Source organism: Caulobacter segnis (genome assembly GCF_003243465.1).
Lineage (GTDB): Bacteria > Pseudomonadota > Alphaproteobacteria > Caulobacterales > Caulobacteraceae > Caulobacter > Caulobacter segnis_A.
The window spans coordinates 12,175-35,405 of record NZ_QFQZ01000051.1 but is presented as its reverse complement, the minus strand read 5'-3'; the positions used below and the strand labels follow the sequence as shown (position 1 = coordinate 35,405).

Sequence of the window (23,231 nt, the reverse complement as noted above, 5' to 3'; positions counted from 1 at the left end):
GCGTGTGTCGGCCTCGGCGCTCATTCTCAATCCGGCTGGCTACGGCCATACCTCGATCGCGCTGCTGGACGCGCTCAAGACCTTGAGCATCCCGGTGATCGAGTGCCATCTGTCCAACCCGGCGGCGAGAGAAGACTTCCGCCGTCACACCTATGTGTCGCTGGCGGCTACGGGGATCGTCTCCGGGTTCGGCGCGGCCAGCTATGAATTGGCGATCGAGGCCGCCTTCGGCCTGATCGGCGTTTAACGAGAACCTCGCCCCAGCGCTTTTCCGCGGCGCGCGGCGTATCAGAACAACAAGGTAAGCTTCCATGTCGAACCCCAAGGCCCCCGCCGATCCGGTCGAAGCTCCGGCCATCGACGCCCGTCTGGTCCGCAAGATCGCGGACATCCTGAAGGACACGGGCCTCTCGGAGATCGAGGTCGAGCACGCCGGCCTGAAGATCCGCGTGGCGCGCGAACTGACCGCCGCGCCCGTCAACTACGTCCAGGCCGCGGCTCCGGCCTACGCCCCGGCGCCCGCCGCCGCCCCGGCTGCGGCCGCCGCCGCTCCGGCTGCTGAAGCCGCTCCGGCCCCCGCCGCCGCGCGCGGCGACGCCGTAAAGTCGCCGATGGTCGGCACCGCCTATCTGTCGCCGCAACCGGGCGCCGACGCCTTCGTGAAGGTCGGCGACACCGTCTCGGCCGGCCAGACCCTGCTGATCGTCGAAGCCATGAAGACCATGAACCCGATCGCCGCGCCCAAGGCCGGCAAGATCGTCGAGATCCTGGTCGCCGACGCCCAGCCGGTCGAGTTCGGCGAGCCGCTCGTCGTCATCGAGTAACGCTGATGTTCGACAAGATCCTCATCGCGAACCGGGGCGAGATCGCGCTCCGGGTTCACCGCGCCTGTAAGGAAATGGGCATCGCCACCGTGGCGGTGCACTCCGAGGCCGACCGCAACTCCATGTGGGTACGCCTGGCCGACGAAAGCGTCTGCATCGGGCCGGCGCCCGCCGCCAAGAGCTACCTGAACATCCCGTCGATCATCGCGGCCGCCGAGATCACCGGCGCCCAGGCGATCCACCCGGGCTATGGCTTCCTGTCCGAGAACGCCCGCTTCGCCGAGATCATCGGCGCGCACGGCTTCACCTTCATCGGCCCGAAGCCCGAGCACATCCGGATGATGGGCGACAAGATCACCGCCAAGCAGGCCGTGAAGGACGCCGGCATCCCGGTCGTTCCCGGCTCGGACGGCGGCGTCTCGACCGAGGAAGAGGCCTTCGAGGCCGCCGAGAAGATCGGCTTCCCCGTGCTGATCAAGGCCGCCGCCGGCGGCGGCGGTCGCGGCATGAAGGTCGCCCAGACCCGTGAAGACCTGGCCGAGGCGGTCTCGACCGCCCGCGCCGAGGCCCGCGCCGCCTTCGGCGACGACACGGTCTACATGGAGCGCTACCTCCAAAAGCCGCGCCACATCGAGTTGCAGGTCATCGCCGACAGCCATGGCAACGTGGTGCACCTGGGCGAGCGCGACTGCTCGCTGCAGCGCCGCCACCAGAAGGTGCTGGAAGAAGCCCCCTCGCCGGCCCTCTCGGCCGAAGGTCGCGCCAAGATCGGCAAGATCGTCGTCGATGCGGTCAAGGCCATCGGCTATCTGGGCGTCGGGACGATCGAGTTCCTGTGGGAAAACGACGAGTTCTTCTTCATCGAGATGAACACCCGCCTGCAGGTCGAGCACCCGGTCACCGAAGCCATCACCGGCATCGACCTGGTCCGCGAGCAGATCCGCATCGCCGCCGGCCTGCCGCTGTCGTTCACCCAGGAAGACGTCGTCTTCGAAGGACACGCCATCGAGTGCCGGATCAATGCCGAGAACGCGCGGACCTTCACGCCCTCGCCGGGCACCATCACCGACTTCCACGCCCCGGGCGGCCTGGGCGTTCGCCTGGATTCGGCGATCTACACCGGCTACGCGATCCCGCCCTACTACGACAGCCTGATCGGCAAGCTGATCGTGCACGGCCGCGACCGCGCCGAGTGCATCGCGCGTCTGAAGCGCTGCCTGGCCGAAATGGTCGTCGGCGGCGTCGAGACCACGATCCCGCTGTTCCAGGACCTCCTGGTGCAGCCCGACATCCTGGCCGGGGACTACGACATCCACTGGCTGGAGCGCTGGATCAAATCCCAGGAGGCCTAAGGCCGAATGGCGATGGAAGACGCCTTCACGGTCGACGACCTGATCGCCTGCTACGCGCGTGGCGTCTTCCCCATGGCCGACGCCCGCGAGGACGAAAGCCTTTTCCTGATCGATCCCGAGCGGCGGGGCGTCCTGCCGCTCGGATCCTTTCATATCCCCAAGCGCCTCGCCCGCACGGTCCGCAATGGTCCGTACGAGGTCCGGATCGACACGGCTTTCGACGCGGTGATCGAGGGCTGCGCGGCCTCTCGGCCCGGGCGTGTCGACACCTGGATCAACCACCCCATTCAACGGCTCTATGGGCAGCTCTACGCCCGAGGCTTGGCGCATAGCGTCGAGACCTGGCGGGAGGGTGAGTTGGTCGGGGGGCTCTACGGCGTATCGCTGGGCGGCGCCTTCTTCGGCGAAAGCATGTTCTCGACGGCGCGCGACGCCAGCAAGGTCGCGCTGGTGCATCTGGTCGCGCGGCTGATCGCTGGCGGCTACCAGCTTCTGGACACCCAGTTCCTGACGGAACACCTAACGCAGTTCGGAACGATCGAGATCAGCCGCGCCGACTATCGCAAGCGCCTGGCCAAGGCCCTGGCCACGCAGGGCGACTTTTACGGCTTGGCCGGCGGCGCGACCGGGATCGACTGCTTGCAGGCGATCAGCCACGCGTCATAGACCGGATGCTGCAGCGGGTTCAGGCCCGGCGAGCTGGCGTACATCCAACCCTTGTAGATCTGGCGTCCGGCGGGCGCGGGGCGACCGGCCTGGGCCTTGGGCTGGGTGTCGACGATGACATAGGCCGTCGTCTCGGGCGCGACCTCGTCGGAGGCGGCGGTCTCGCAGGCGCGGACGGTGAAGATCAGCGTCTTATAGCGGATCGGCTGCCCGACCGGGACCTCGAAGCGCATGGTCTCGGTCGTGACCTTGTCCAGCGCCTGCATGATGGCGACCGCATAGCGCTGGCGTTTGGCCGGCTCCGGCGGCTTGACCGGCTCGGCCGGCGGCGGGGGCTTGGCCTGCGTGTCGGCGACCGCCGGCGCGGCGGAGGGCGCGACGGCCTGCGACGCGGGCGCCGGAGCGGTGGGCGGGACTTGCGCAGGCTGCGACGGGCGCAGCTCGGGCGCGGGAGCCGCAGCCGGCCTCGCCGCCGGAGCCGGCGGCGGCGCCTGAGGAGCCTGGGCGGCTTGGGGAACGGCCTGACGCGCCAGCGCCGCGCCGGTTCCGGCCAATGCGGCCAGCACCGCGGCGGCGGCGATCCACGACGTCCGGCGGGACATCCGTCCTATTCCGGCGACCAGGCTTGGTAGTCGCTGGTGGCGGCCGCGCGCTCGCCGCCACGGGTCAGGGACCCCTTCGGACGCCAGGCGTGAACGGTGCCGGTCAGGTTCGGTAGGTGATCCTTCTCCCACTCGCGACGCTTCAGCGGCGCTTGGGTCGGCGGCTCGTCGAACGTGTAGTGCAGCCAGCCGCTCCATTCGGGCGGAACCTTCGAGGCTTCGGCGTAACCGTTGTAGATCACCCAGCGGCGCTTGCGCTGATCGTAGCTGTCGCTGTTGTCGCGCGCTTCGAAATAGCGGTTGCCCTGCTCGTCCTGGCCCACGAAGACGCCGCGGCGGCCGATGTGGAAACGCTGACCCAGGGTCGCGCCGTTCCACCAGGTGAAGATCGCTTTCAGCACTAGGTTCGCACCCGAAACTTAAGAGGGCTCAAGACAGGCCGCGGCCAGCGCGGCGAAGCGGCGCGACTATAGGGCCCTGGGTCGTCAGCGTCCAGCGGGGGGGCGCATCAACGAACTTCAACATCTTGTGGATTAGAGGCCTACGACCCTCAACATCTATTGAGGGCAATCGTTTGAGGCTCTAGCGTGGGTGCGACCTTACGCGCATCCCGACTGCGGAGAATCACGCATTAGGGATTTGGTAAGCTTCTAAGCTGGCAGACGGAACCAGGAAACGTCCCATGCGCACGCCCGCCAAAGCCGCCGGAACGGTTCCCGTGATGGAATGGCGCGACCTCGAGCGCGCCGACAGCATCATTGTGGTCGCCGCCCCGAGCGCCTGGACCGATGCGCGCGTCGAGGCCTGGCTCGACTGGGCGGGGACGATCGAGCCCAAGGCGCCGCTGGGCGGCGGTCCGGCCCGCTACGCCGAACGCGTGGCCAAGATCGGTCTGAGCCGGGGGCTGTTCGGCGACAAGGCCGACGCCGCGGCCTTCAAGGACGCCCTGCTGGCCACGATGCTCGGCGGCTATGCGACGCCGGCCGGCGGCCAGCCTGGCCAGGCGCTGCTGCCCGATGTGGGCGAGATCGAGTTCGAAAGCCTGGCGCGCGACAGCCTGGCCCGCCGCCGCGCCACCGCCCTGGCGGCCCAGGCCGCCGGCCGGCTAGACGCCGCCCTGGCCCAGGTGACCGACGCGGTTCGCCGCTGCCAGGGTGACGCGCGCGCCTGCGCCGACGTGCGCAAGAACCCCGCCCTCGCCCGCGCGGCGCGCAAGGCGCGCGAGCTGGGCGCGGACGATCGCACGATCCTGGAAGCCATCGCGACAGCCGATGCGCCGCGCGAGCCGCTGGCGCCGCCGGCGGCGCTCGCCGAGCAGGACATGGTCGCCTCCGCCTCGCGCCAGGGCGTCGCCGCCGGCGACGAAGGCGCGGCGCTGGCGGCCCATGTCGCGTGGGAGACGGGGGCCCTGACCCTCGCCTTCTCGCCGCAGGACGCCGATATCCTGGCGCAGGGCGTCGCCGTCAGCGCCGCGATCGACGCCAGCGCCTTCCTCGACGACGACGGCTTCGACGTCGAGCGCTTTACCGAGACCTGCCACCTGTGGGGCACGGCGCTGGAGCTGGATCGTGGCGACCAGCAAGCCCGCCTGTCGCTGGCGGGAGTCGGCGACTGCTTGCTGAGCCAAGGGTGGGCGCAGACCAGCCCCGAGGGACGCGACGCCGCCGCTGCGCTCTGGGCGCTGGCCGTCGGCGCGGCGCTGTCCGCCAGCGCCGAGGCCGCCTCGGCGCTCGGCCAGTCGCCCGCCTATGCGCAAGACCGCCAGGGCGTGCTCAAGACCCTCGCCGAGCGCCGGGTCCGCGCCGCGGCCCTGCGATCCGATCTCGCCACTGAAGCCGCCGCGTCCCTGGCGACGGCGCACGGCCTGGCCAAGAAGCACGGCCTGCGCTCCATCGCCCTGGTTGGGCCGTTCGAGGACGCCGAGGCCACGCTGCGCCTCGGGGGCGCGCCCGTCGGGCCGGCCGGCGCCATGACGCCCGTCTCGGTGGCGCAGACCGCCGATAGCTTGCTGCTGCCGACCTTCAGCCCCGCCGCCATGGAAGCCCTGTCGACCGAAGGCGCTGATCTGGACGCCGCCCGCGTGCACGCCCTGGGCCACGGCAGCCTGGCCGAAAGCCCGGCCATAGACCACCTGGTGCTCCAGGCGCGCGGCTTCACCGCCCACGAGATCGAGAAAGCCGAGAACGCCCTGCGGGAATGCCGCGACCTGCGCGCGGCCTTCGCCCCCGCCGTCGTCGGCGCGGGGTTCCTGCGCGACGTGCTGGGCGCTTCGGCCGAGGACGTGGCTCGTCGCGACTTCGACACCCTGGCCTTCGCGGACTTCTCCGAAGACGAGATCGAGGCCGCCGAGCGCCACGCGCTAGGCGCCCGAAGCCTGGGCGACTGCGCGGCGCTGAATCCGGAACTTCGCGAAGCCTTCCGCTCGATCGAGGCGCCGACCGCCGCCGAACGGCTGGCGATCCTGGCGGCCGTGGAAGGCTTCGCCTGCTTGCCCACGACCGTCACCCTGCCGATCCCCTTCGACGCCCGTCCTGTCGACGCCGTCCGGACGCAGGCCGCCGCCGCGCGGGCCGGGGTCCGAGCGCTTCGCCTGCGCCGCGCCGCGCCGCCGCCGACCTTCAAGCTGGAGCTGCCCGAGGAGCCCGCCGCCGAAGCGCCGCGCGCCACGCCCCTTCGCGAACAGATGGCGCGCGAACCGGTCGTCACCGAGCGCGTGGTCGAGAAGATCGTCGAGCGCGACCGCTCGCGCCGCCGCCTCCCCGACCGCCGCAAGGGCTACATCCAGAAGGCGGCCGTCGGCGGCCACAAGGTCTATCTGCACACCGGCGAGTACGAGGACGGCGAGTTGGGCGAGCTGTTCATCGACATGCACAAGGAAGGCGCGGCCTTCCGCAGCCTGATGAACAACTTCGCGATCGCGGTGTCTCTGGGCCTGCAGCACGGCGTGCCGCTGGACGAATTCGTCGACGCCTTCGTCTACACCAAGTTCGAGCCCGCCGGCCCGGTGACGGGCAACGACTCGATCAAGTCGGCGACCTCGATCCTGGACTATGTGTTCCGCGAGCTGGGCGTGTCGTATCTGGGTCGCGACGACCTAGCCAACGCCGACCCCAGCGAGTTCAACGCCGACGGCCTTGGGGCCGGCAAGCGCCTGGTCGACGCCGACGAGGATGGCGAGCTGGATCCCGTGCCCGCCAGCCGTTTCATCTCTAAGGGCTTCTCGCGCGGGGCCACGCCGGACAACCTGGTGTTCGCCGCGTTCGGCCGACGCCGCGTGGAAGGGGCCGCGCGCCCCGGGGTCGAGGGCGAGATGTGCCCCTCGTGCGGCGATCTCTCGCTGGTCCGCCGCGGCGCGATGACGGTGTGCGACACCTGCGGGGCGCAGTCCGACCGGCCTGGCCCGATGGCCTCGTCCTGATCGACGCCGATCGCGGTCAGGAAGACAGCCACAGCCGCTGACCTAAGCGCCGCGCGCGAGTTCGCGCGGCGGTTAAATCCCCGTCATTACCGCGATTTAAGTGGCTTCTAGCCCTGGTCGGGTCCAAACCGTAACACGCACGGTCTCGGTATCGACTGCACGGAGAATTTCATGATCCGCCTTGGCGCTCCCATCGCCGCCTTGTCGTTGAGCCTGCTGGCGCTGGCCGGCCAAGCTCATGCGGCGACGGAAGATCGCGACGTCGCCAAGCTTACGTCGTTCGGCGGGACCTGCGCCAACTGCGATCTGGCCGGCCGCAAGCTGATGAACGCCAAGTTCGCCGGCGCCAATTTCTCGAAGTCCGTCCTGATCGGCGCCGACCTGCGCGGCGCGATGTTCTACGGCAGCAATTTCGGGTCCGCCGATCTCAGCCGCGCCGACCTGCGGGGCGCCGAGATGCGCGGCGCCAACTTCAACAACGCCAACTTCACCGATGCGCGCATGTCGGGCGTGGAGAGCAGCGGGGCCAACTTCCAGCAGGCGGTGCTCATTCGCGTCGACCTGTCGTCGGCCGAGCTGCATGGCGTCCAGATGATTGGCGCCAACCTGCTCAAGGCGCGCTTCTCGAGCGTCGAGCTGATCGCGGCGAACCTGTCCGGCGTCAACGCGCGAGACGCCGACTTCTCCAACGCCGACATCAATCACGCCAATTTCCAGGGCGGCCGTTTCGAAGGCGCCAATTTCCGCAACGCGGACCTGACCGGGTCGAACCTGCGCGGCGCGGTCTTCGCCGGGGCGGACTTCCATAACGCCGACCTGTCCCTGGTGGTGCTGAGCGGCGCGGATCTCTCCAGCGCCAGGGGCCTGGACCAGGATCAGCTGGACGAGGCTTGCGGCGACGGCGGCACCCGCTTGCCGTCTGGCTTGTCGGTGCGCCCCTGCAGCGGCATTCGCGGCGCCCAGTCGTTCATGCTGTGGCGGGAGATGCCCAAGACGCCACCCGCCCCGCCGGCGCCCCCCGCCCCGCCCAAGCCGCCGAAACCGCCGAAGTGGTGATCGGCGGAGGCGCAAGCCTCAGGCCAAGAAAAAGCCCTCCGATCGCAAGACCGGAGGGCTTTTCTTTTGCGGCGACCGCCGGTCCTATACCTTGATCGGGGGCGCGGTGCGGATGTGCAGCTCCTTCAGCTGCTTATCGAGCACATTGGCCGGGGCGTTCATCAGCAGGTCCTGGCCCTGCTGGTTCAGCGGGAAGGCGATGACCTCGCGGATGGCGACCTGGTCGGCCAGCAGCATGACGATGCGGTCGATGCCGGGGGCCAGACCACCGTGCGGCGGCGCGCCGTAGCGGAAGGCGTTCAGCATGCCGCCGAACTGCTCCTCGACCACTTCCGGACCGTAGCCGGCGATCTCGAAGGCCTTGAGCATGATCTCGGGCTTGTGGTTCCGGATCGCGCCCGAGCACAGCTCGTAGCCGTTGCAGACGATGTCGTACTGGTAGGCGCGGATGGTCAGCGGATCCTGGTTCTCCAGGGCCTCCAGACCGCCCTGCGGCATCGAGAACGGGTTGTGGGAGAAGTCGACCTTCTTCTCGTCCTCGTTCCACTCGAACATCGGGAAGTCGACGATCCAGCAGAACTTGAACTGGTTCTCGTCGACCAGCTTCAGCTCCGTGCCGACCCGCGTACGGGCCAGACCCGCGAACTTGGCGAACACGGCCGGGTCGCCAGCCACGAAGAAGGCGGCGTCGCCGGCGCCGAGGCCCAGCGACTCCATCAGGGCCTGGGTCGGCTCGCCCAGGTTCTTGGCGATCGGGCCGCCCCAGCCGCCCTGGTCTTCCGACCAGAACACATAGCCAAGACCGGGCTGGCCTTCGCCCTGAGCCCAGCTGTTCATGCGGTCGCAGAAGGCGCGGCTGCCACCCGTCGGGGCCGGGATCGCCCAGATCTGGTTCTTGGCGTCAGCGGCCAGGATCTTGGCGAACAGGCCAAAGCCGCCGTCACGGAAGTGCTCCGAGACGTTCTGCATCTTGATCGGGTTGCGCAGGTCCGGCTTGTCGCTGCCGTACCAGGCCATCGACTGGGCGTAGGTCAGACGCTCGAAGCCCTTGTGCTCGAACGTCGCGCCGAAGTCGTTGGTGAAGGTGTGGGTCTCGCTGATCGGCGAGACGCGGCGGCCGTTGCCGAACTCCTCGAAGACGCCGTGCATCACCGGCTCGATGGCCGCGAAGACGTCTTCCTGGGTGACGAAGCTCATCTCGACGTCGAGCTGGTAGAATTCGAGGCTGCGGTCGGCGCGCAGGTCCTCGTCACGGAAGCACGGGGCGATCTGGAAATAGCGGTCGAAGCCCGAGACCATCAGCAGCTGCTTGAATTGCTGGGGCGCCTGCGGCAGCGCGTAGAACTTCTCAGGATGCAGGCGCGAGGGCACCAGGAAGTCGCGCGCGCCTTCCGGCGAGCTGGCCGTCAGGATCGGCGTCTGGAACTCGTTGAAGCCCTGGGCGAACATGTGGTTGCGGATCGACTGGATCACGCGCGAGCGCAGGACGATGTTCTTATGCAGCGTCTCGCGACGCAGATCGAGATAGCGGTGCTTGAGGCGGATCTCTTCCGGATAGTCCGGCTCGCCGAAGACCGGCAGCGGCAGCTCGGCGGCCTCGGACAGCACCTCGACGGCCGAGACGCGGATCTCGATCTCGCCGGTCGGGAGGTTCGGGTTCACCACGCTGGCGTCGCGGGCGATGACCTCGCCGTCGACGCGGATCACGCTTTCGGCGCGCAGGCGCTCGACCACGTTGAAGCCCGGGGTTTCCGGGTGCAGGACCAGCTGGGTCAGACCGTAGTGGTCGCGCAGGTCGATGAAGACCAGACCGCCGTGGTCGCGCTTGCGGTGGATCCAGCCCGACAGACGCACGGCCGCGCCGGTGTCGGAAGCGCGCAGAGCGCCGCAGTTATGGGTGCGATAGGCGTGCATCGAGGTCATGAAAGTCTTGAATACGCGGTGATTTGCAAGGCGCGGTAAGGCGCACGTGGGCGCCGCGATGTCAAGGATTCTGGCCCGACGGCGGGACGAGCCACGCCGTGGAGGCGACTCATCCCACTCGGCCGCTCGCGTGCTCGCCGTCAGGCGGCCTCGATGATCGCGAGGAAATCCTTGGCCTTCAGCGAGGCGCCGCCGACCAAGGCCCCGCCCACCTCCGGCGCGGCCAGGATCTCGGCGGCGTTGTCCGGCTTCACCGAGCCGCCGTACAGGATCGGAACGCCGCCGCCTTGCTCGCCGAACAGCGAGATCAGCTCGGCGCGGATAGCCGCGTGCATCTCGATGATGTTGTCGACCGACGCGACGTGCCCGGTGCCGATCGCCCAGATCGGCTCGTAGGCGACACTGAAGGCCTGTCCTTTCAGGCTGGCCGGCAGGGAATTGTGCAGCTGACCGATGACGAAGCTTACGGCTTCGCCCGCCTGCCGCTGCTCGAGGCTTTCGCCGACGCAGATGATCGGCTCGAGCCCTGCGACCAGGGCCGCCTCGACCTTGGCCGCCACGTGCTGGCAGGTTTCGCCGTGGTCGGTGCGCCGCTCGGAGTGGCCGACGATGACCATGGTCCCGTTCGCGTCGCCGATCATCTCAGCCGAGATGTCGCCGGTGTGGGCGCCGCTGGTCTTGGCGTGGCAGTCCTGCCCGCCAACCAGCACGACCGAGCCGGCCAGGACGTCGGCCAGACGATGCAGCAACGTTGCGGGGGGGAAGATCGCCACGCGGGCGGCGGCGGGACGCTCGTCCAGCGCCGCCGCAACGGCGCGGGCCTCGTCCAGGGCGACCGACAGGCCGTTCATTTTCCAGTTTCCGGCGATCAACGGCCGGGGCGTCGTGCTTGATTGGGTCATGAGCGCCTTTTTGGGGACACCCTCCCTTGGGAAGTCAAGCCCGCGCCGCTTGCCCACGCGCCCGCGGCTCTACTATACCCGCTGCTCTCGACCGCCTTGCTCGTTGCTTTGGCAGTCCGCCTGGAAGGTTTACACCCTGATGCTCGCCGGTTTCCGCTCCTTCGCCAAATCGCCGTTCGCGGTGCTGCTGTTTGGCCTGCTGATCGTCAGCTTCGCCATCTTCGGCATCAGCGACGTGTTCAAGGGGCCGCGCGGCTCGGGCGTGATCGACGCCGGCTCGCGCGAAATGTCGGCCCAGGACTTCAAGCTGCGCTTCGACAATTTCCGCAAGGAAATTGAACGCCGCAACGGCGAGCCGCTGACGCCGGACCAGGCCGTCGAGCGCGGCGTCGACAAGCAGATCGTCCAGGAACTGGCGCTGCAGGAATCGATGGCCGCCGTGATCGCCAAGATGGGCGTGGTCCCGTCGGACAAGCTGATCGCCAAGACGGTTCACGAGCAGATGAGCCAGCTCGCGCCCGGGCAGCGTCCGTTCGACCCGATCACCGGCAAGTTCGATCCGAAGCTGTACGCGGCCCTGCTGGCCCAGAACAACCTCACGCCCCAGGCCTACGAGGCTTCGCTGCGTGACGATATCGCCCAAGGCCACTTCTTCTCGGCGGTCGCTGATGGCCTGAAGGCCCCGCGCATCTACGCCGCCCTGCAGGCCGCCTACGGCCTGGAGAGCCGCGACGTCGCCGCCTTCGCCGTCAATCCGGCCTCGGTCGAGAAGCCCGCGCCCCCGACGGACGCCCAGTTGACGGCGTTCATGAAGGAGAACGCCGACCGGCTGACCCGGCCGGAACGCCGCGTGCTGTCGATCATGCGGGTGAGCGCCAAGGCCCTTGAGCCGACCGTCGCCATCGACCCCGCCGCCGTCCAGAAGGCCTTCGACTTCCGCAAGGACAGCCTGGCCAAGCCGGAAACGCGCTCGCTGATCCAGATCGTTGCGCCGGACGCCAAGACGGCCGCCACGATCTCGCAACGCTTGGCCAAGGGCGAAGACCCGGCCACGGTCGCCAAGGCCTACGGCAAGTCGCCGGTCGCCCTGATCGACAAGCCCAAGTCCGCCCTGCCCGACCGCAAGGTCGCCGACGCGGCCTTCGGCCTGGCCGCCGGCCAGGTGAGCGGCCCGATCAATGGCGAGCTCGGCGTCTCGGTCGTGAAGGTCACCAAGGTGACGCCGGGCGTCGTCGCCACGCTCGCCAGCGTCCGTCCGCAGATCGAGGCCGAGGTCCGCGCCCAGGCCGCTCAAAGCAAGGCCTATGACCAGACCCAGGCCTATCAGGACGCGCACGACGCGGGCGCCGATCTCGTCGCCGCCGCCAGCAAGGCCGGCGCCATGGTCGTGACGACCGCGCCGATCACCGCTCAGGGCGCCGACCAGATGGGCCAGCCCGTCGCAGGCCTGACGCCGGACATGATCAAGACCGCCTTCGGCCTGGCCCAGGGCGCCGAAAGCGACCTGATCGAGCTGGGCAAGGGCGAGTACTACGCGATCAAGGTCGAGAAGGTTGAACCCGCCGCCCTCCCGCCCCTGGCCGAGATAAAGCCGCAGCTGACCGCCGTCTGGATGGGCCAGGAGATGGGCAAGCGCCTGAAGGCCAAGGCCGACGAGCTGGCCGCCCGCGTCAATAAGGGCGAGACTCTGGAGGCCGTCGCCGCGTCGGCCCAGTCGAACATCCAGCGCGTGCCAGGCCTGTCGCGCCAGAACGCGCAACAGCATATGGGCCTGGGCGCGGCCTTCCTGGGCGCGGCCTTCGACGCCAAGCCCAACACCGTGTTCACCGCCCGCGCCGGCCAACAGGGCGAGGCCTATGTGGTGGCCAAGGTGGAGGCCATCCACGCCGCGCCGACCAATGACGTCGCCCGCTATGCGGTCATCGCCCAGGCCCAGGCGGCCAACGGCCTGATGCGCGACCTGGGCGAGGCCTCGCGCGCCGCCGCCAAGACCCAGCTGAAGACCAAGACCAACCTGACCCTGGCGCGCCAGGCCATCGGCGTCGACACCGACGCCCTGGCCAAGGCGGAAGCCGCCAAGTCCGGAAAGAAAGCCGAGTAATGAGTCTGGAACCCGCCTTCGACGCCTTTTCGGAAGCCTATGACTCCGGACGGCAGCAGGTTGTCTGGACGCGCCTGATCGACGATCTGGAAACGCCGGTCTCGGCCTATCTGAAGATCGCCCAGACGCGGCCCTACAGCTTCCTGTTCGAGAGCGTCGAGGGCGGGGCCTGGCGCGGTCGCTACTCGATCGTGACCATGAACCCGGACCTCGTCTGGCGCTGCCGCGGCGACCAGGCCGAGATCGCCGAGGGCGACGACATCGCCGCCGGCCGCTATACGCCGCAGGCGGGCGGCGCGCTGGACAGCCTGCGCGATCTCGTGGCTCGGTCACGCATGGAGCTGCCGAAGGGACTCCCGCCGATGGCCGCCGGGGTGTTCGGCGCGCTGGGCTACGACCTCGTGCGCTTGGTCGAGCGCCTGCCCGACATCAACGAAGACACCCTGGGCCTGCCGGACGGGATCATGACCCGCCCGCAGATCGTCGCGATCTTCGACGCCATCGCCCAGGAGATCATCCTGACCACGGCCGTGCGGCCCAAGCCCGGCGTGTCGGCCAAGGAAGCCTACGAGGCGGCCCGGTCGCGGATCGAGACCGTGATGGCCGACCTGCACCGTCCTCTGGCCCACGACGCGCCGCGCGCGCCGCGCGGTCCGATGGAGTTCACGACGCCGGTCAGCCGCGCCGACTATCACCAGGTGGTGGCCAAGGCGAAGGACTACATCGCCGCCGGCGACATCTTCCAGGTCGTGGCCAGCCACCGCTTCCGCGCGCCTTTCGACCTGCCGCCGTTCGCGCTCTATCGCTCGCTGCGCCGGACCAATCCGTCGCCGTTCCTGTTCTTCCTGAACCTGGACAGCTTCAGTCTGGTCGGCTCCAGCCCCGAGATTTTGGTGCGCCTGCGCGACGGCAAGATCACCATCCGCCCGATCGCCGGCACCCGCCCGCGCGGCGCGACGCCCGAGCAGGACGCGGCCCTGGAAGCCGAACTGCTAGCCGATCCCAAGGAGCGGGCCGAGCACCTGATGCTGCTGGACCTGGGCCGCAACGACGTCGGCCGCGTGGCGATGCTGAACCGCCAAGGTCGCAACGCGCCGGCGGAGCGTCCGAAGGGCCCGAACGTCAGGGTCACCGAGAGCTTCAAGATCGAGCGCTACAGCCACGTGATGCACATCGTCTCGAACGTCGAGGGCACAGCGCCCGAAGGCGTCGATCCGGTCGACGTGCTGATGGCCGCCCTGCCCGCCGGCACGCTGTCGGGCGCGCCCAAGGTGCGGGCCATGGAGATCATCGACGAGCTGGAAGTCGAAAAGCGCGGCATCGGCTACGCCGGCGCGGTCGGCTATTTCGGCGCCGACGGCTCGGTCGACACCTGCATCGTGCTGCGCACGGCGCTGGTGAAGGACGGCATGATGTACGTCCAGGCCGGCGGCGGCATCGTCGCCGACAGCGATCCGGACGGCGAATACGACGAGACCCTGCACAAGTCCCGCGCCCTCAAACGCGCGGCCGAGGAAGCCTGGCGATTCAGCTGAGCCTGAGGGCTAGATTATCCGCTCCTACGGGCCGCCCAGCCGATCCTGCGGCAGGTGCTGGGTGACCGCCGGCGGCGCCAGCACCATCACCGTGGCGAAGCTGATCGCGCAGATCGCGGCGAAAGCCGCGGCGGCCAGGACCGGTCCCAGCTTCTGGGCGCGCGTCTTCTGCCGCAGCAAAGCGCGGACATAGGCGACGGCGACAGGGTCCAGGGCGGAATCACGCGGGTCCATCCCCATATGATGCTCCACGCCGCGTCCGCTGTAACCGTAACTGAAAGCCGCAGGCGAAATTGGCGCTACACATTGCACCCGCTCAGGCTAGAACCGCACTTCGAAAGGCGGCGTCATGATCCTCGTCATCGATAACTACGACAGCTTCACCTACAACCTCGTCCACTATCTGAACGAGCTGGGCGCGGAGACCGAGGTCTTTCGCAACGACGCCCTGACGGTGCAGGAGGCCCTAGGCCTCAAGCCCGCCGCCGTGCTGCTGTCGCCCGGCCCCAAGGCGCCGGACCAGGCCGGCATCTGCCTGCCGCTGCTACGCGGCGCGCCGGAGGACCTGCCGATCCTGGGCGTCTGCCTGGGCCACCAGGCCATCGGCCAGGCCTATGGCGGCGAGGTGATCCGCGCCAAGCAGGTCATGCACGGCAAGGTCAGCAAGGTCCGCCACAACGACAAGGGCATCTTCAAGGGCCTGCCCAACCCCTTCACCGCCACCCGCTACCACAGCCTGGCCGTTCGCAAGGAAGACCTGCCGCCCGAGCTGGAAGTCACCGCCTGGACCGACGACGGCGAGATCATGGGCGTGCAGCACAAGACCCGCCCCGTGTTCGGCGTCCAGTTCCACCCGGAATCGATCGCCACCGAAGGGGGCCACCAGATGCTGGCCAACTTCATGGACTTGGCGGGCGTTAAGCGCGACGCGGCGGTCTGGGTCTAGGTCCGCTTCCATGTCCGACGCTTTCAAGCCCCTGCTGGCCAAGCTGGCCGACGGCCAGACCCTGGGCGAAGAGGACGCCGAGGTCTTCTTCGCCGCCTGCCTGCGCGGCGAGCCGACGCCGGCCCAGGTCGCCGCCGCGGTGACCGCCATGCGCCTGCGCGGCGAGACCGTGGGCGAGATCGCCGCCTGCGCCCGCGCCATGCGCCGCGCGGCCGTTCACCTGGAACATCCCTACGAAGTCATCGACGTCTGCGGCACCGGCGGCGATGGCCTTCACACCCTGAACATTTCCACGGCCGTGGGCTTTGTCGCCGCCGGCGGCGGGCTGAAGGTCGCCAAGCACGGCAACCGCGCCATCACCTCGAAGTCCGGCACCGCCGACGTACTGACCGCGCTTGGCGTCAATATCGACGCGACGCGCGAGCAGCAGCGCCGCGCCCTAGACGAGGCAGGCATCTGCTTCCTGTTCGCCCAGGCCCACCACGGCGCCATGCGGCACGTCTCCCCGATCCGGCAGCAACTGGGCTTCCGCACGATCTTCAACCTGCTGGGACCGTTGACTAATCCCGCCGGCGCCAAGCGTCAGGTGGTGGGCGTCTCGGCGCCGCGCTTCGTCGAGCCGATCGCCAAGGCCCTCGGAGCCCTGGGCGCCGAGCGGGCCTGGTCGGTGCATGGCTCTGGCCTCGACGAGCTGACGACCACGGGCGAGACCGAAGTCGCCGAGTGGCGCGACGGGCGGATGCACCTGTTCACGATCACGCCCGAGGCCGTCGGCCTGCCCCGCGCCGCGCTATCGGACATCACCGGCGGCGATCCGGCCTTCAACGCCGCCGCCCTGACCCGCCTGTTCGACGGCGAGAAGGGCGCCTATCGCGACATCGTGCTGCTGAACGCCGCCGCGGCCTTCCTGGTCGCCGACAAGGTCGAGACCCTGGTCGAGGGCATCGAACTGGCCGCCGACGTCATCGACGAGGGCCGCGCTCGCGCCGCCCTGGACGGCCTGGTGGCCGCCACCAATACGGAAGTAAACGCGTGACCGACATCCTGGCCAAGATCGCCGCTTACAAGCGCGAGGCCGTCGCCGGCCGCAAGGCCGCGCGCTCGCAAGCCGATGTCGACGCCGCCGCCAAGGCCGCCTCCGCGCCGCGCGGCTTCAAGGCGGCGCTGGAAGCCAAGCACGCGCCGGGCAAGCTCTCGCTGATCGCCGAGATCAAGAAGGCCTCGCCGTCCAAGGGCCTGATCCGCGAGGATTTCGATCCGCCGGTCCTGGCCAAGGCCTACGAGGTGGGCGGCGCGGCCTGTCTGTCGGTGTTGACCGACGGTCCGAGCTTCCAGGGCGCGGACGAGTACCTCGTGGCCGCCCGAGCGGCGACCGCCCTGCCCTGCATCCGCAAGGACTTCCTCGTCGATCCCTGGCAGGTGGCCGAAAGCCGCGCCCTGGGCGCCGACGCGATCCTGGTGATCCTGGCCATGATCGACGACGTCCTCGCCGCCGAACTGATGTCGGAAGCCAGGCGCCTGGGCATGGACGCCCTGGTCGAGGTCCATGACGAGGCCGAGATGGCCCGCGCCGGCGCACTGGGCTCGGACCTCGTCGGCATCAACAACCGCGACCTTAAGAGCTTCGTGGTCGATCTGGCGGTGACCGAGCGTCTGTCCGATCAGGCTCCGAAAGACGCTCTGCTCGTGACCGAGAGCGGCGTCTTCACCCACGCCGACGTCGTTCGAATGGAGGCGACCGGCGCCAAGGCCATGCTGGTCGGCGAAAGCCTGATGCGACATGCTGACGTTACGGCCGCGACCCAAACCCTGATAGGCTGAGCTTGAGCTCAACCTCGGCTCGGCCTGGACAAGACCGCATGAACTGGCTCGCCCGCGTGGTGAAGTGGGCTCTCTCGGCCCATTTCAAGCTCCGAGGCTGGCGTATCGAAGGCGCGCCGCCGCAGACGCGGAAGTTCGTCATCATCGCAGCCCCGCACACCAGCAACTGGGACTTCGTCTATTTCGTGGGCGCGGCCGACGCCCTGGACCTGAAGCTCAGCTTCATCGGCAAGGCCTCGCTGTTCAAGCCGCCCTTCGACCAGATGATGCGTGACCTGGGCGGCATCCCGCTGGACCGCGAACGCTCCAAGGACATGGTCAAGGCCATGGTCGAGGAGTTCGCGCGCCGCGACGCGTTCATGCTGACGATCGCGCCCGAGGGCACGCGCGGCAAGGCCCGCCAGTGGAAGAGCGGCTTCTACCACATCGCCAAGGGCGCCGGCGTGCCGATGGTGCTGGGCATGATGGACTATCGGCGAAAGGTCGTGGGCCTAGGTCCGGCCATCTACCCGACCGGCGACTACGAGGCCGACATGCGCAAGATCATGAGCTTCTACGAGCACTGCACGCCAAGGTTCCCGGAACTCGCGACGCGCTTCGAAGACCTGGTTGATTCGACTCCTGATCGGCCGGAGCGGCGCCTTAAGGCTTGATTTTCCTGGCCTGAACACAGCGGGAACGGCCTCAACTTGACATTAAGGAAGAACGCCTAGAGAACATCTCCAAGGTTTGCGGTTTGTTCCGCGCTCCAGCCGAGGTCGACATGCTCACCCGCAAGCAGCACGAACTGCTGATGTTCATCCACGAGCGGATCAAGGAGACCGGCGTCTCCCCATCCTTCGACGAGATGAAGGAGGCGCTCGACCTGGCGTCCAAGTCCGGCATCCACCGCCTGATCACGGCGCTGGAGGAGCGCGGCTTCATCCGTCGCCTGGCCCACAGGGCCCGCGCTCTGGAGGTGGTGAAGCTGCCGCAGCAGGCGACGACCGCCGCTCCGCCCAAGGGCCGCGGCGCGTTCCGTCCGCAGGTGTTCGAGGGCGGCGGCGCGCCGCCGGCCGCCGCGCCCGCTCCGGCCGCCAACGACAGCCGCGAACTGCCGATCCTGGGCCGCATCGCCGCCGGCACGCCGATCGACGCCATCCAGCACGAGCGCGAGCGCCTGCCGGTGCCGGAAGCCATGCTGGGCAACGGCGAGCACTACGTTCTTGAGGTCCAAGGGGACTCGATGATCGAGGCTGGCATCCTGGACGGCGACTACGTGATCATCAAGAAGGGCGACACCGCCACCTCGGGCGAGATCGTCGTCGCCCTGGTCGGCGAGGAAGCCACCCTCAAGCGCCTGCGCAAGAAGGGCGGCTCGATCGCCCTGGAAGCGGCCAACCCGAAGTACGAGACCCGCATTTTCGGCCCCGACCAGGTCGAGGTGCAGGGCAAGCTGGTGGGTCTGATCCGCCGCTATCACTAGGCTCTGCTCTAGCGGAAGCTGGAGAGCCCTCGGAATTGGAAGGCCCCGACCTCCAGCGAGGATCGGGGCCTTTTCGTATCAGCGCGCCGGCTGGAGACGCCCCTCCTCCGCCAGACGCTTTGCGGCCGCGTCAAAACCGGCCCACGCGGCGGCGGCCAGGCTCCCGCCGGTGCTGACCCGGCGCACGCCTAGGGCGGCGAGGCTGTCGACCGTCATGTCCGGTCCCCACAGCAGAACGTTCACGGGCTTGGGTGACACCGCTTCGACGACAGCCCTGATCTCCTCTGGATCGGTGACCGCCGGCGCATAGAGGCAGTCCGCGCCGGCCTCGGCATAGGCCCTCAGGCGCTCCAGGATCTGATCCAGATCCCGCGCACCGCGCAGATAGCCTTCCGCGCGTCCGACGAGGATCACGTCCTCACCAGAAGCATCAATCGCCTGACGAGCCGCCTTGAGGCGCTCCACGGCCGTTGGCAGGTCGTAGATCGCCGAGCCGGACCAATCCTCGATCGACAGGCCCGCCACGCCGGCCCCGATCGCGAGCCCCACAGTCTCGGAGACGCCCTCCGCCGTCTCGGAAAAGCCGTTCTCTAAGTCGGCGTTCACCGGCAGGTCTGTCGCCGCGCACAGCATGCGCAGGTGAGCGATCACCTCGTCCCGGGTGATCTGGCCGTCATCCTTGCCCAAGCCCCAAGCCGCGCCCGCGCTGGTCGAGGCCAGGGCCTTGAATCCCAACTTCTCCAACCGACGCGCGCTCCCTACGTCCCACGGATTGGGCAGGACGAAACAGCCCTCGGCGTGCAGGGCGCGAAAGGCGGCGCGGCGGGCGGCGAAGGGATTGGACATGGCGAGATCTCCAGGCTTTCCACCAACACCTAGCGGCCTTCGACGTCATCCGCTGTCAGCAGGCGGCTCCAGGGACGATCGCCGCGCAAGGGCTGGGCCCACGCGATCCTCCAGCCATCGGCTCGGTGATAGAGCTCCGCCGCCCCGCCGCGGGCGAAGTCCTCCGCCGTGAGTAGGACGGTATCGGCGCAGAGCGGCGGAATGCGTTCCGGCGCGGCCGCCCGGATCACCACGACCTCGCTGTTGACGCACAGGCCTGACAAGGTTTCGGCGTCCGGTGTCTTGCGGCTCCAGGCCAGGGACAGTCGGACGGGCGCGCCCAAGGCCGGCGCGCAGACCCGCTGGTCGCAGGCGTAGAGGTTCCAGGTCGCCGGCGTCAGGCCTCTTCGGCGAGCCCATAACTCCGCCCCGAACCGCTTGGCGTCGGTGCGCAGCAGGACGGCCGCGTCGCCGGACCGCACCGCCGCCGTAGCCCCGTCGGCGGCGATCCAGGCGTCGGGCGGCGCGGGTCTGGGCCAAAGCGCCACGGCGAGAGCCATCGGCGCGCCCAGCCACCGCAAGCGACCCTTCCACAGGCACAGCAGCATCAGCCCCAGAAAGGCGATGACCAGCACCTGCGGCGGCGCGCTGGCCACGATCTGCTGGGCCCCGTGGGCGTCGGCGAAGCCATTGGCGATGGCGATCATCGCATCCACGCCCCGGCCGGCCACTGCCAGAAACGGCGCGCCAAGGCCGAACGGCTCCAGCAGCGTCCCGATGGCCAGGAAAGGCATGATCACGAAAGAGGACAGCGGCGCGACGGCGAGGTTGGCGGGCAGTCCCCACACGGCGACCCGGTTGAAGTGCTGCATGGCGAACGGCGCGGTGGCCAGGCCCGCCACCAGACTCGCGGCGACGCTGGCCGCCAGCCAGGTGATTCCGGCCTGCGGCCAGCGGATCCACCACGGCGTCGAGATCTCCTTGACCGGGCGCGGCCAGCCTTCCGCCAGGGCGACCAGGGCCGCGGTCGCCGCGAACGACATCTGGAAGCCGGGCTCGCCCGCCGTCTCCGGCTTCAAGGCGAGGATCAGCAGCGCCGCCACCGCCAAGCCATGCAGCGTGATGGCGCGGCGGTCGAAGAGGATGGCCAGGAAAGCGACGCTGGCCGTGATCGCGGCGCGCTCGGCCGGCGGCGGCGCGCCGGAGATCACCAGGTAGCCGAGCACCGCGATGAGACCGGCGACGGCCGCGATCTTCTTGCCGGGCGCGCGCAGCGCCAGCCACGGCCAGGCGGCGACGCCCAGACGCACCGCGCCGAACACAAAGCCCCCGACGATCGCCATATGCAGGCCCGAGATCGACAGGATATGCGCCAGCCCCGAAGCCCGCATCGCGTCGGTCTGTTCCTGGGTGATCCAAGCCTCGTGGCCGGTCACCATGGCCGCGCCGATACCGCCGCTGCTCGGCCCCATCCGGACCAGGATCCTTTGGGCGAGGCTCCAGCGCAGGGCGTTCACCGCCATGACGATCCGCAGACGAAGCGGCGGCGGGTCCAGCCGCGCGGGCGCGACTTCTCCGATCGCGAAGCCGACGCCGCCGATCGAGTCGAACCAGGCGTCTCGCGCGAAATCGTAAGCTCCTGGCGCGGCCGGCGGCGGCGGCTGCCCCAGCATCGCCTTGAGATGGATCGCGTCCCCAGGCGCGGGGGTCTCGTTTTCGCCGATCGTCACCCGGATCCGCCTGGGGGTTCGCTCCGCCGACAGACCCGAGATCGAAACCGGCGCGATCAGCAGACGGGGCCCGCCAGCGCCCGGACTGACCACATCGACGACAAAACCGTCCACGCGCCGAACGATGCGCTCTCCGCCCATGACCGGCGCGGCGACCCGATCGCTGCGCACCTTGGCGGCCAAGGCGCCTGCGGCGCCGAAGGCGGCCAGGCTCGCCACGGCGACGACCAGCGTCGACGCCCCTCGGTGACGAAGCGCCCACCACGCGCCTATGAGCGCCACGGCGATGACCGCAAGCATCCACAAGGAGGGCTCGCGCCCAGCCTCCAGATAGGCCGCCGCGCCCAAGCCGAACGCCACAGGCGCCCAGAGGAACGCTCGGGCCTCGTTCTCGCGCAGTTCGGCGACACCCAGCGTCGCTAGCGCGCGGATCGAGAGCCGCTTCGCCGTCGGCGCTTTCGAGATATCGACAGCTTCCTCCCCTAACACGCGGAAACCACGGGATTTTTGACAGCTTGGCCAACTTCGCCGCGGCGCGCGAAACCGCTAGGCCGCGCGCGAACCGCCATGCTAAGACGCCGCAGCCAAGCCGCGTCGCGGCTCGCGTTTTCCGACGCCGCCCTGGCGTCCAGCCTTGCAGCCTTGAAGTCCATGTCGAACCCAATCCCTACCGGCGTCGTCACGCGCTTCGCCCCCTCGCCCACCGGTTTCCTGCATATCGGCGGCGCCCGCACGGCGCTGTTCAACTGGTTATATGCACGTCATACGGGAGGGAAGTTCCTTATTCGCGTGGAAGACACCGATCGAGAGCGATCGACCGAGGCCGCGGTGGCCGCGATCTTCGAGGGCCTGGACTGGCTGGGCCTGAAGTCCGACGACGAGGTGATCTTCCAGCACACCCGCGCCCCGCGCCACGTCGAGGTCGTGCATGAGCTGCTCGCCAAGGGCCGCGCCTATCGCTGCTGGATGACCGTAGAGGAACTGGAAGTCGCCCGCGAGAAAGCCCGCGCCGAAGGCAAGGCCATCCGCTCGCCGTGGCGCGACGCGCCCGAGGGCGACCTGTCGGTCCCGCACGTGATCCGCTTCAAGGGCCCGCTGGACGGCGAGACCCTCGTCGACGACATGGTCAAGGGCCCGGTGACCTTCCGCAACATCGAGCTGGACGACCTCGTGCTGCTGCGCGCCGACGGCGCCCCGACCTACAACCTCGCTGTGGTGGTCGACGACCACGACATGGGCGTCACCCACGTCATCCGTGGCGACGACCACCTGAACAACGCTGCGCGCCAGACCCTGATCTATCAGGCGATGGACTGGGCCGTGCCGGCCTTCGCCCATATCCCGCTGATCCACGGGCCCGATGGCGCCAAGCTCTCCAAGCGCCATGGCGCCCAGGCGGTCGGCGAGTTCGCGGATCTCGGCTATATCCCCGAAGGCATGCGCAACTACCTGGCGCGTCTGGGCTGGGGCCATGGCGACGACGAAGTCTTCAACGACGAGCAGGCGATCAGCTGGTTCGACGTGGCCGACGTGGTCAAGGCGCCCGCGCGGCTGGACTGGGCCAAGCTGAATCACATCAACGCCCAGCACCTGCGCAAGGCTGACGACGCTCGCCTGACGGCGCTCGCCCTGGCCGCCGCCGAGAAGCGCGAGGGGCCCCTCCCCGCCGACGCCCGCGAGCGCATCGCCCGCACGGTTCCGGAAGTGAAGGAGGGCGCCAAGACCATCCTGGAGCTGGTCGATCACTGTGCGTTTGCACTGAAAGTCCGACCTCTGGCCTTGGACGAAAAGACGCAGAAGCAGCTGACGGAAGAAACCGTCGAGCGGCTGAAGCGCTTGCGCGACCAACTGGCCGCAGCGACGGCCTTCGACGCCGCCACGCTGGAGACCGTGTTGAAATCGTTCGCGGAATCCGAAGGCGTCGGCTTCGGCAAGTTCGGCCCCGCCCTACGCGGAATCCTGACCGGCGGCGCGCCGGCGCCGGATCTGAACAAGACGATGGCCGCCCTCTCTCGGGAAGAGAGCTTGGGACGACTTGACGACGCCCTGGCGCCGCGCGCATGAG

The 23,231-nt window shown here is 69.0% G+C and carries 21 protein-coding genes; 14 read left to right on the top strand and 7 right to left on the bottom strand.

The features are described 5' to 3' along the window. The 4 genes from DI526_RS15470 to aat all read left to right on the top strand — a co-directional run. Window positions 1-247 (top strand): type II 3-dehydroquinate dehydratase (locus tag DI526_RS15470; protein ID WP_304279754.1); only part of this gene is annotated, 247 nt, incomplete at its 5' end. Window positions 248-311: 64 nt separating this feature from the next. Then, on the top strand, window positions 312-824 hold the full coding sequence (accB, locus tag DI526_RS15465; RefSeq protein ID WP_304279752.1) for an acetyl-CoA carboxylase biotin carboxyl carrier protein: 513 nt from the start codon (window positions 312-314) through the stop codon (window positions 822-824). Window positions 825-829: 5 nt separating this feature from the next. After that, the gene (accC, locus tag DI526_RS15460; protein WP_304279750.1) at window positions 830-2,176 is read left to right on the top strand and encodes an acetyl-CoA carboxylase biotin carboxylase subunit; all 1,347 of its coding nucleotides are present in this window, start codon (window positions 830-832) and stop codon (window positions 2,174-2,176) included. A gap of 12 nt (window positions 2,177-2,188) precedes the next feature. Continuing rightward, window positions 2,189-2,842 carry a leucyl/phenylalanyl-tRNA--protein transferase gene (gene aat, locus DI526_RS15455; RefSeq protein WP_304279759.1) on the top strand — a complete coding sequence of 218 codons (654 nt, stop codon included), beginning with the start codon at window positions 2,189-2,191 and terminating at the stop codon, window positions 2,840-2,842. Here the strand turns inward: aat and DI526_RS15450 are convergent. Together DI526_RS15450 and DI526_RS15445 are read right to left on the bottom strand one after the other, a co-directional pair. Further along, the gene (locus tag DI526_RS15450; protein ID WP_304279747.1) at window positions 2,779-3,444 is read right to left on the bottom strand and encodes a DUF2155 domain-containing protein; all 666 of its coding nucleotides are present in this window, start codon (window positions 3,442-3,444) and stop codon (window positions 2,779-2,781) included. The two genes, aat and DI526_RS15450, sit on opposite strands and share 64 nt — an antisense overlap. 5 nt (window positions 3,445-3,449) lie before the next feature. Next, window positions 3,450-3,845: an NADH:ubiquinone oxidoreductase subunit NDUFA12 gene (locus DI526_RS15445; protein WP_304279744.1), complete on the bottom strand. Its 396-nt coding sequence runs from the start codon at window positions 3,843-3,845 to the stop codon at window positions 3,450-3,452. A gap of 281 nt (window positions 3,846-4,126) precedes the next feature. Here DI526_RS15445 and DI526_RS15440 point away from each other — a divergent pair, with 281 nt between their 5' ends. Continuing rightward, the gene (locus DI526_RS15440; RefSeq protein WP_304279741.1) at window positions 4,127-6,862 is read left to right on the top strand and encodes a ribonucleotide reductase; all 2,736 of its coding nucleotides are present in this window, start codon (window positions 4,127-4,129) and stop codon (window positions 6,860-6,862) included. A 171-nt stretch (window positions 6,863-7,033) separates the two neighbouring features. Further along, complete coding sequence (locus DI526_RS15435) at window positions 7,034-7,918, top strand: pentapeptide repeat-containing protein (RefSeq protein ID WP_304279738.1); 885 nt, start codon at window positions 7,034-7,036, stop codon at window positions 7,916-7,918. Between the two features lie 84 nt (window positions 7,919-8,002). Here DI526_RS15435 and aspS read toward each other — a convergent pair whose 3' ends face one another. Continuing rightward, entirely contained in the window at window positions 8,003-9,841 is a 1,839-nt protein-coding gene (gene aspS / locus DI526_RS15430) for an aspartate--tRNA ligase (RefSeq protein ID WP_304279735.1), read from the bottom strand. Window positions 9,842-9,981: 140 nt separating this feature from the next. Next, window positions 9,982-10,743 (bottom strand): triose-phosphate isomerase, encoded by a 762-nt coding sequence (gene tpiA, locus DI526_RS15425; protein ID WP_304279732.1) that lies wholly within the window; start codon window positions 10,741-10,743, stop codon window positions 9,982-9,984. A gap of 139 nt (window positions 10,744-10,882) precedes the next feature. On the opposite strand from tpiA, the gene DI526_RS15420 reads away from it, so the two are divergent. Then, the gene (locus tag DI526_RS15420) at window positions 10,883-12,844 is read left to right on the top strand and encodes a peptidylprolyl isomerase (RefSeq protein WP_304279730.1); all 1,962 of its coding nucleotides are present in this window, start codon (window positions 10,883-10,885) and stop codon (window positions 12,842-12,844) included. Further along, entirely contained in the window at window positions 12,844-14,379 is a 1,536-nt protein-coding gene (trpE, locus tag DI526_RS15415) for an anthranilate synthase component I (RefSeq protein WP_304279727.1), read from the top strand. Before DI526_RS15420 ends, trpE begins: the two co-directional genes overlap by 1 nt. 24 nt (window positions 14,380-14,403) lie before the next feature. On the opposite strand, the gene DI526_RS15410 is transcribed toward trpE, so the two are convergent. Beyond that, the gene (locus DI526_RS15410; RefSeq protein WP_304279724.1) at window positions 14,404-14,613 is read right to left on the bottom strand and encodes a hypothetical protein; all 210 of its coding nucleotides are present in this window, start codon (window positions 14,611-14,613) and stop codon (window positions 14,404-14,406) included. Between the two features lie 115 nt (window positions 14,614-14,728). Here DI526_RS15410 and DI526_RS15405 point away from each other — a divergent pair, with 115 nt between their 5' ends. The 5 genes from DI526_RS15405 to lexA all read left to right on the top strand — a co-directional run bounded on the left by DI526_RS15405 (window position 14,729) and on the right by lexA (window position 18,611). Next, window positions 14,729-15,325 carry an aminodeoxychorismate/anthranilate synthase component II gene (locus DI526_RS15405; protein WP_304279722.1) on the top strand — a complete coding sequence of 199 codons (597 nt, stop codon included), beginning with the start codon at window positions 14,729-14,731 and terminating at the stop codon, window positions 15,323-15,325. Window positions 15,326-15,335: 10 nt separating this feature from the next. Further along, window positions 15,336-16,361 carry an anthranilate phosphoribosyltransferase gene (gene trpD, locus DI526_RS15400; RefSeq protein ID WP_304279719.1) on the top strand — a complete coding sequence of 342 codons (1,026 nt, stop codon included), beginning with the start codon at window positions 15,336-15,338 and terminating at the stop codon, window positions 16,359-16,361. After that, window positions 16,358-17,146, top strand: a complete 789-nt coding sequence (trpC, locus tag DI526_RS15395; RefSeq protein WP_304279715.1) for an indole-3-glycerol phosphate synthase TrpC — start codon at window positions 16,358-16,360, stop codon at window positions 17,144-17,146. Before trpD ends, trpC begins: the two co-directional genes overlap by 4 nt. Before the next feature lie 38 nt (window positions 17,147-17,184). Continuing rightward, on the top strand, window positions 17,185-17,799 hold the full coding sequence (locus tag DI526_RS15390) for a lysophospholipid acyltransferase family protein (protein ID WP_304279712.1): 615 nt from the start codon (window positions 17,185-17,187) through the stop codon (window positions 17,797-17,799). 110 nt (window positions 17,800-17,909) lie between these two features. Beyond that, window positions 17,910-18,611 carry a transcriptional repressor LexA gene (gene lexA / locus DI526_RS15385; RefSeq protein WP_304279710.1) on the top strand — a complete coding sequence of 234 codons (702 nt, stop codon included), beginning with the start codon at window positions 17,910-17,912 and terminating at the stop codon, window positions 18,609-18,611. 78 nt (window positions 18,612-18,689) lie between these two features. On the opposite strand, the gene DI526_RS15380 is transcribed toward lexA, so the two are convergent. Both DI526_RS15380 and DI526_RS15375 read right to left on the bottom strand, forming a co-directional pair. Then, complete coding sequence (locus DI526_RS15380) at window positions 18,690-19,457, bottom strand: isocitrate lyase/phosphoenolpyruvate mutase family protein (RefSeq protein WP_304279708.1); 768 nt, start codon at window positions 19,455-19,457, stop codon at window positions 18,690-18,692. A gap of 29 nt (window positions 19,458-19,486) precedes the next feature. After that, the gene (locus DI526_RS15375) at window positions 19,487-21,631 is read right to left on the bottom strand and encodes a ComEC/Rec2 family competence protein (protein WP_304279756.1); all 2,145 of its coding nucleotides are present in this window, start codon (window positions 21,629-21,631) and stop codon (window positions 19,487-19,489) included. A 186-nt stretch (window positions 21,632-21,817) separates the two neighbouring features. On the opposite strand from DI526_RS15375, the gene gltX reads away from it, so the two are divergent. Beyond that, window positions 21,818-23,230, top strand: a complete 1,413-nt coding sequence (gltX, locus tag DI526_RS15370) for a glutamate--tRNA ligase (protein WP_304279704.1) — start codon at window positions 21,818-21,820, stop codon at window positions 23,228-23,230. Window position 23,231 lies beyond the last annotated feature (1 nt).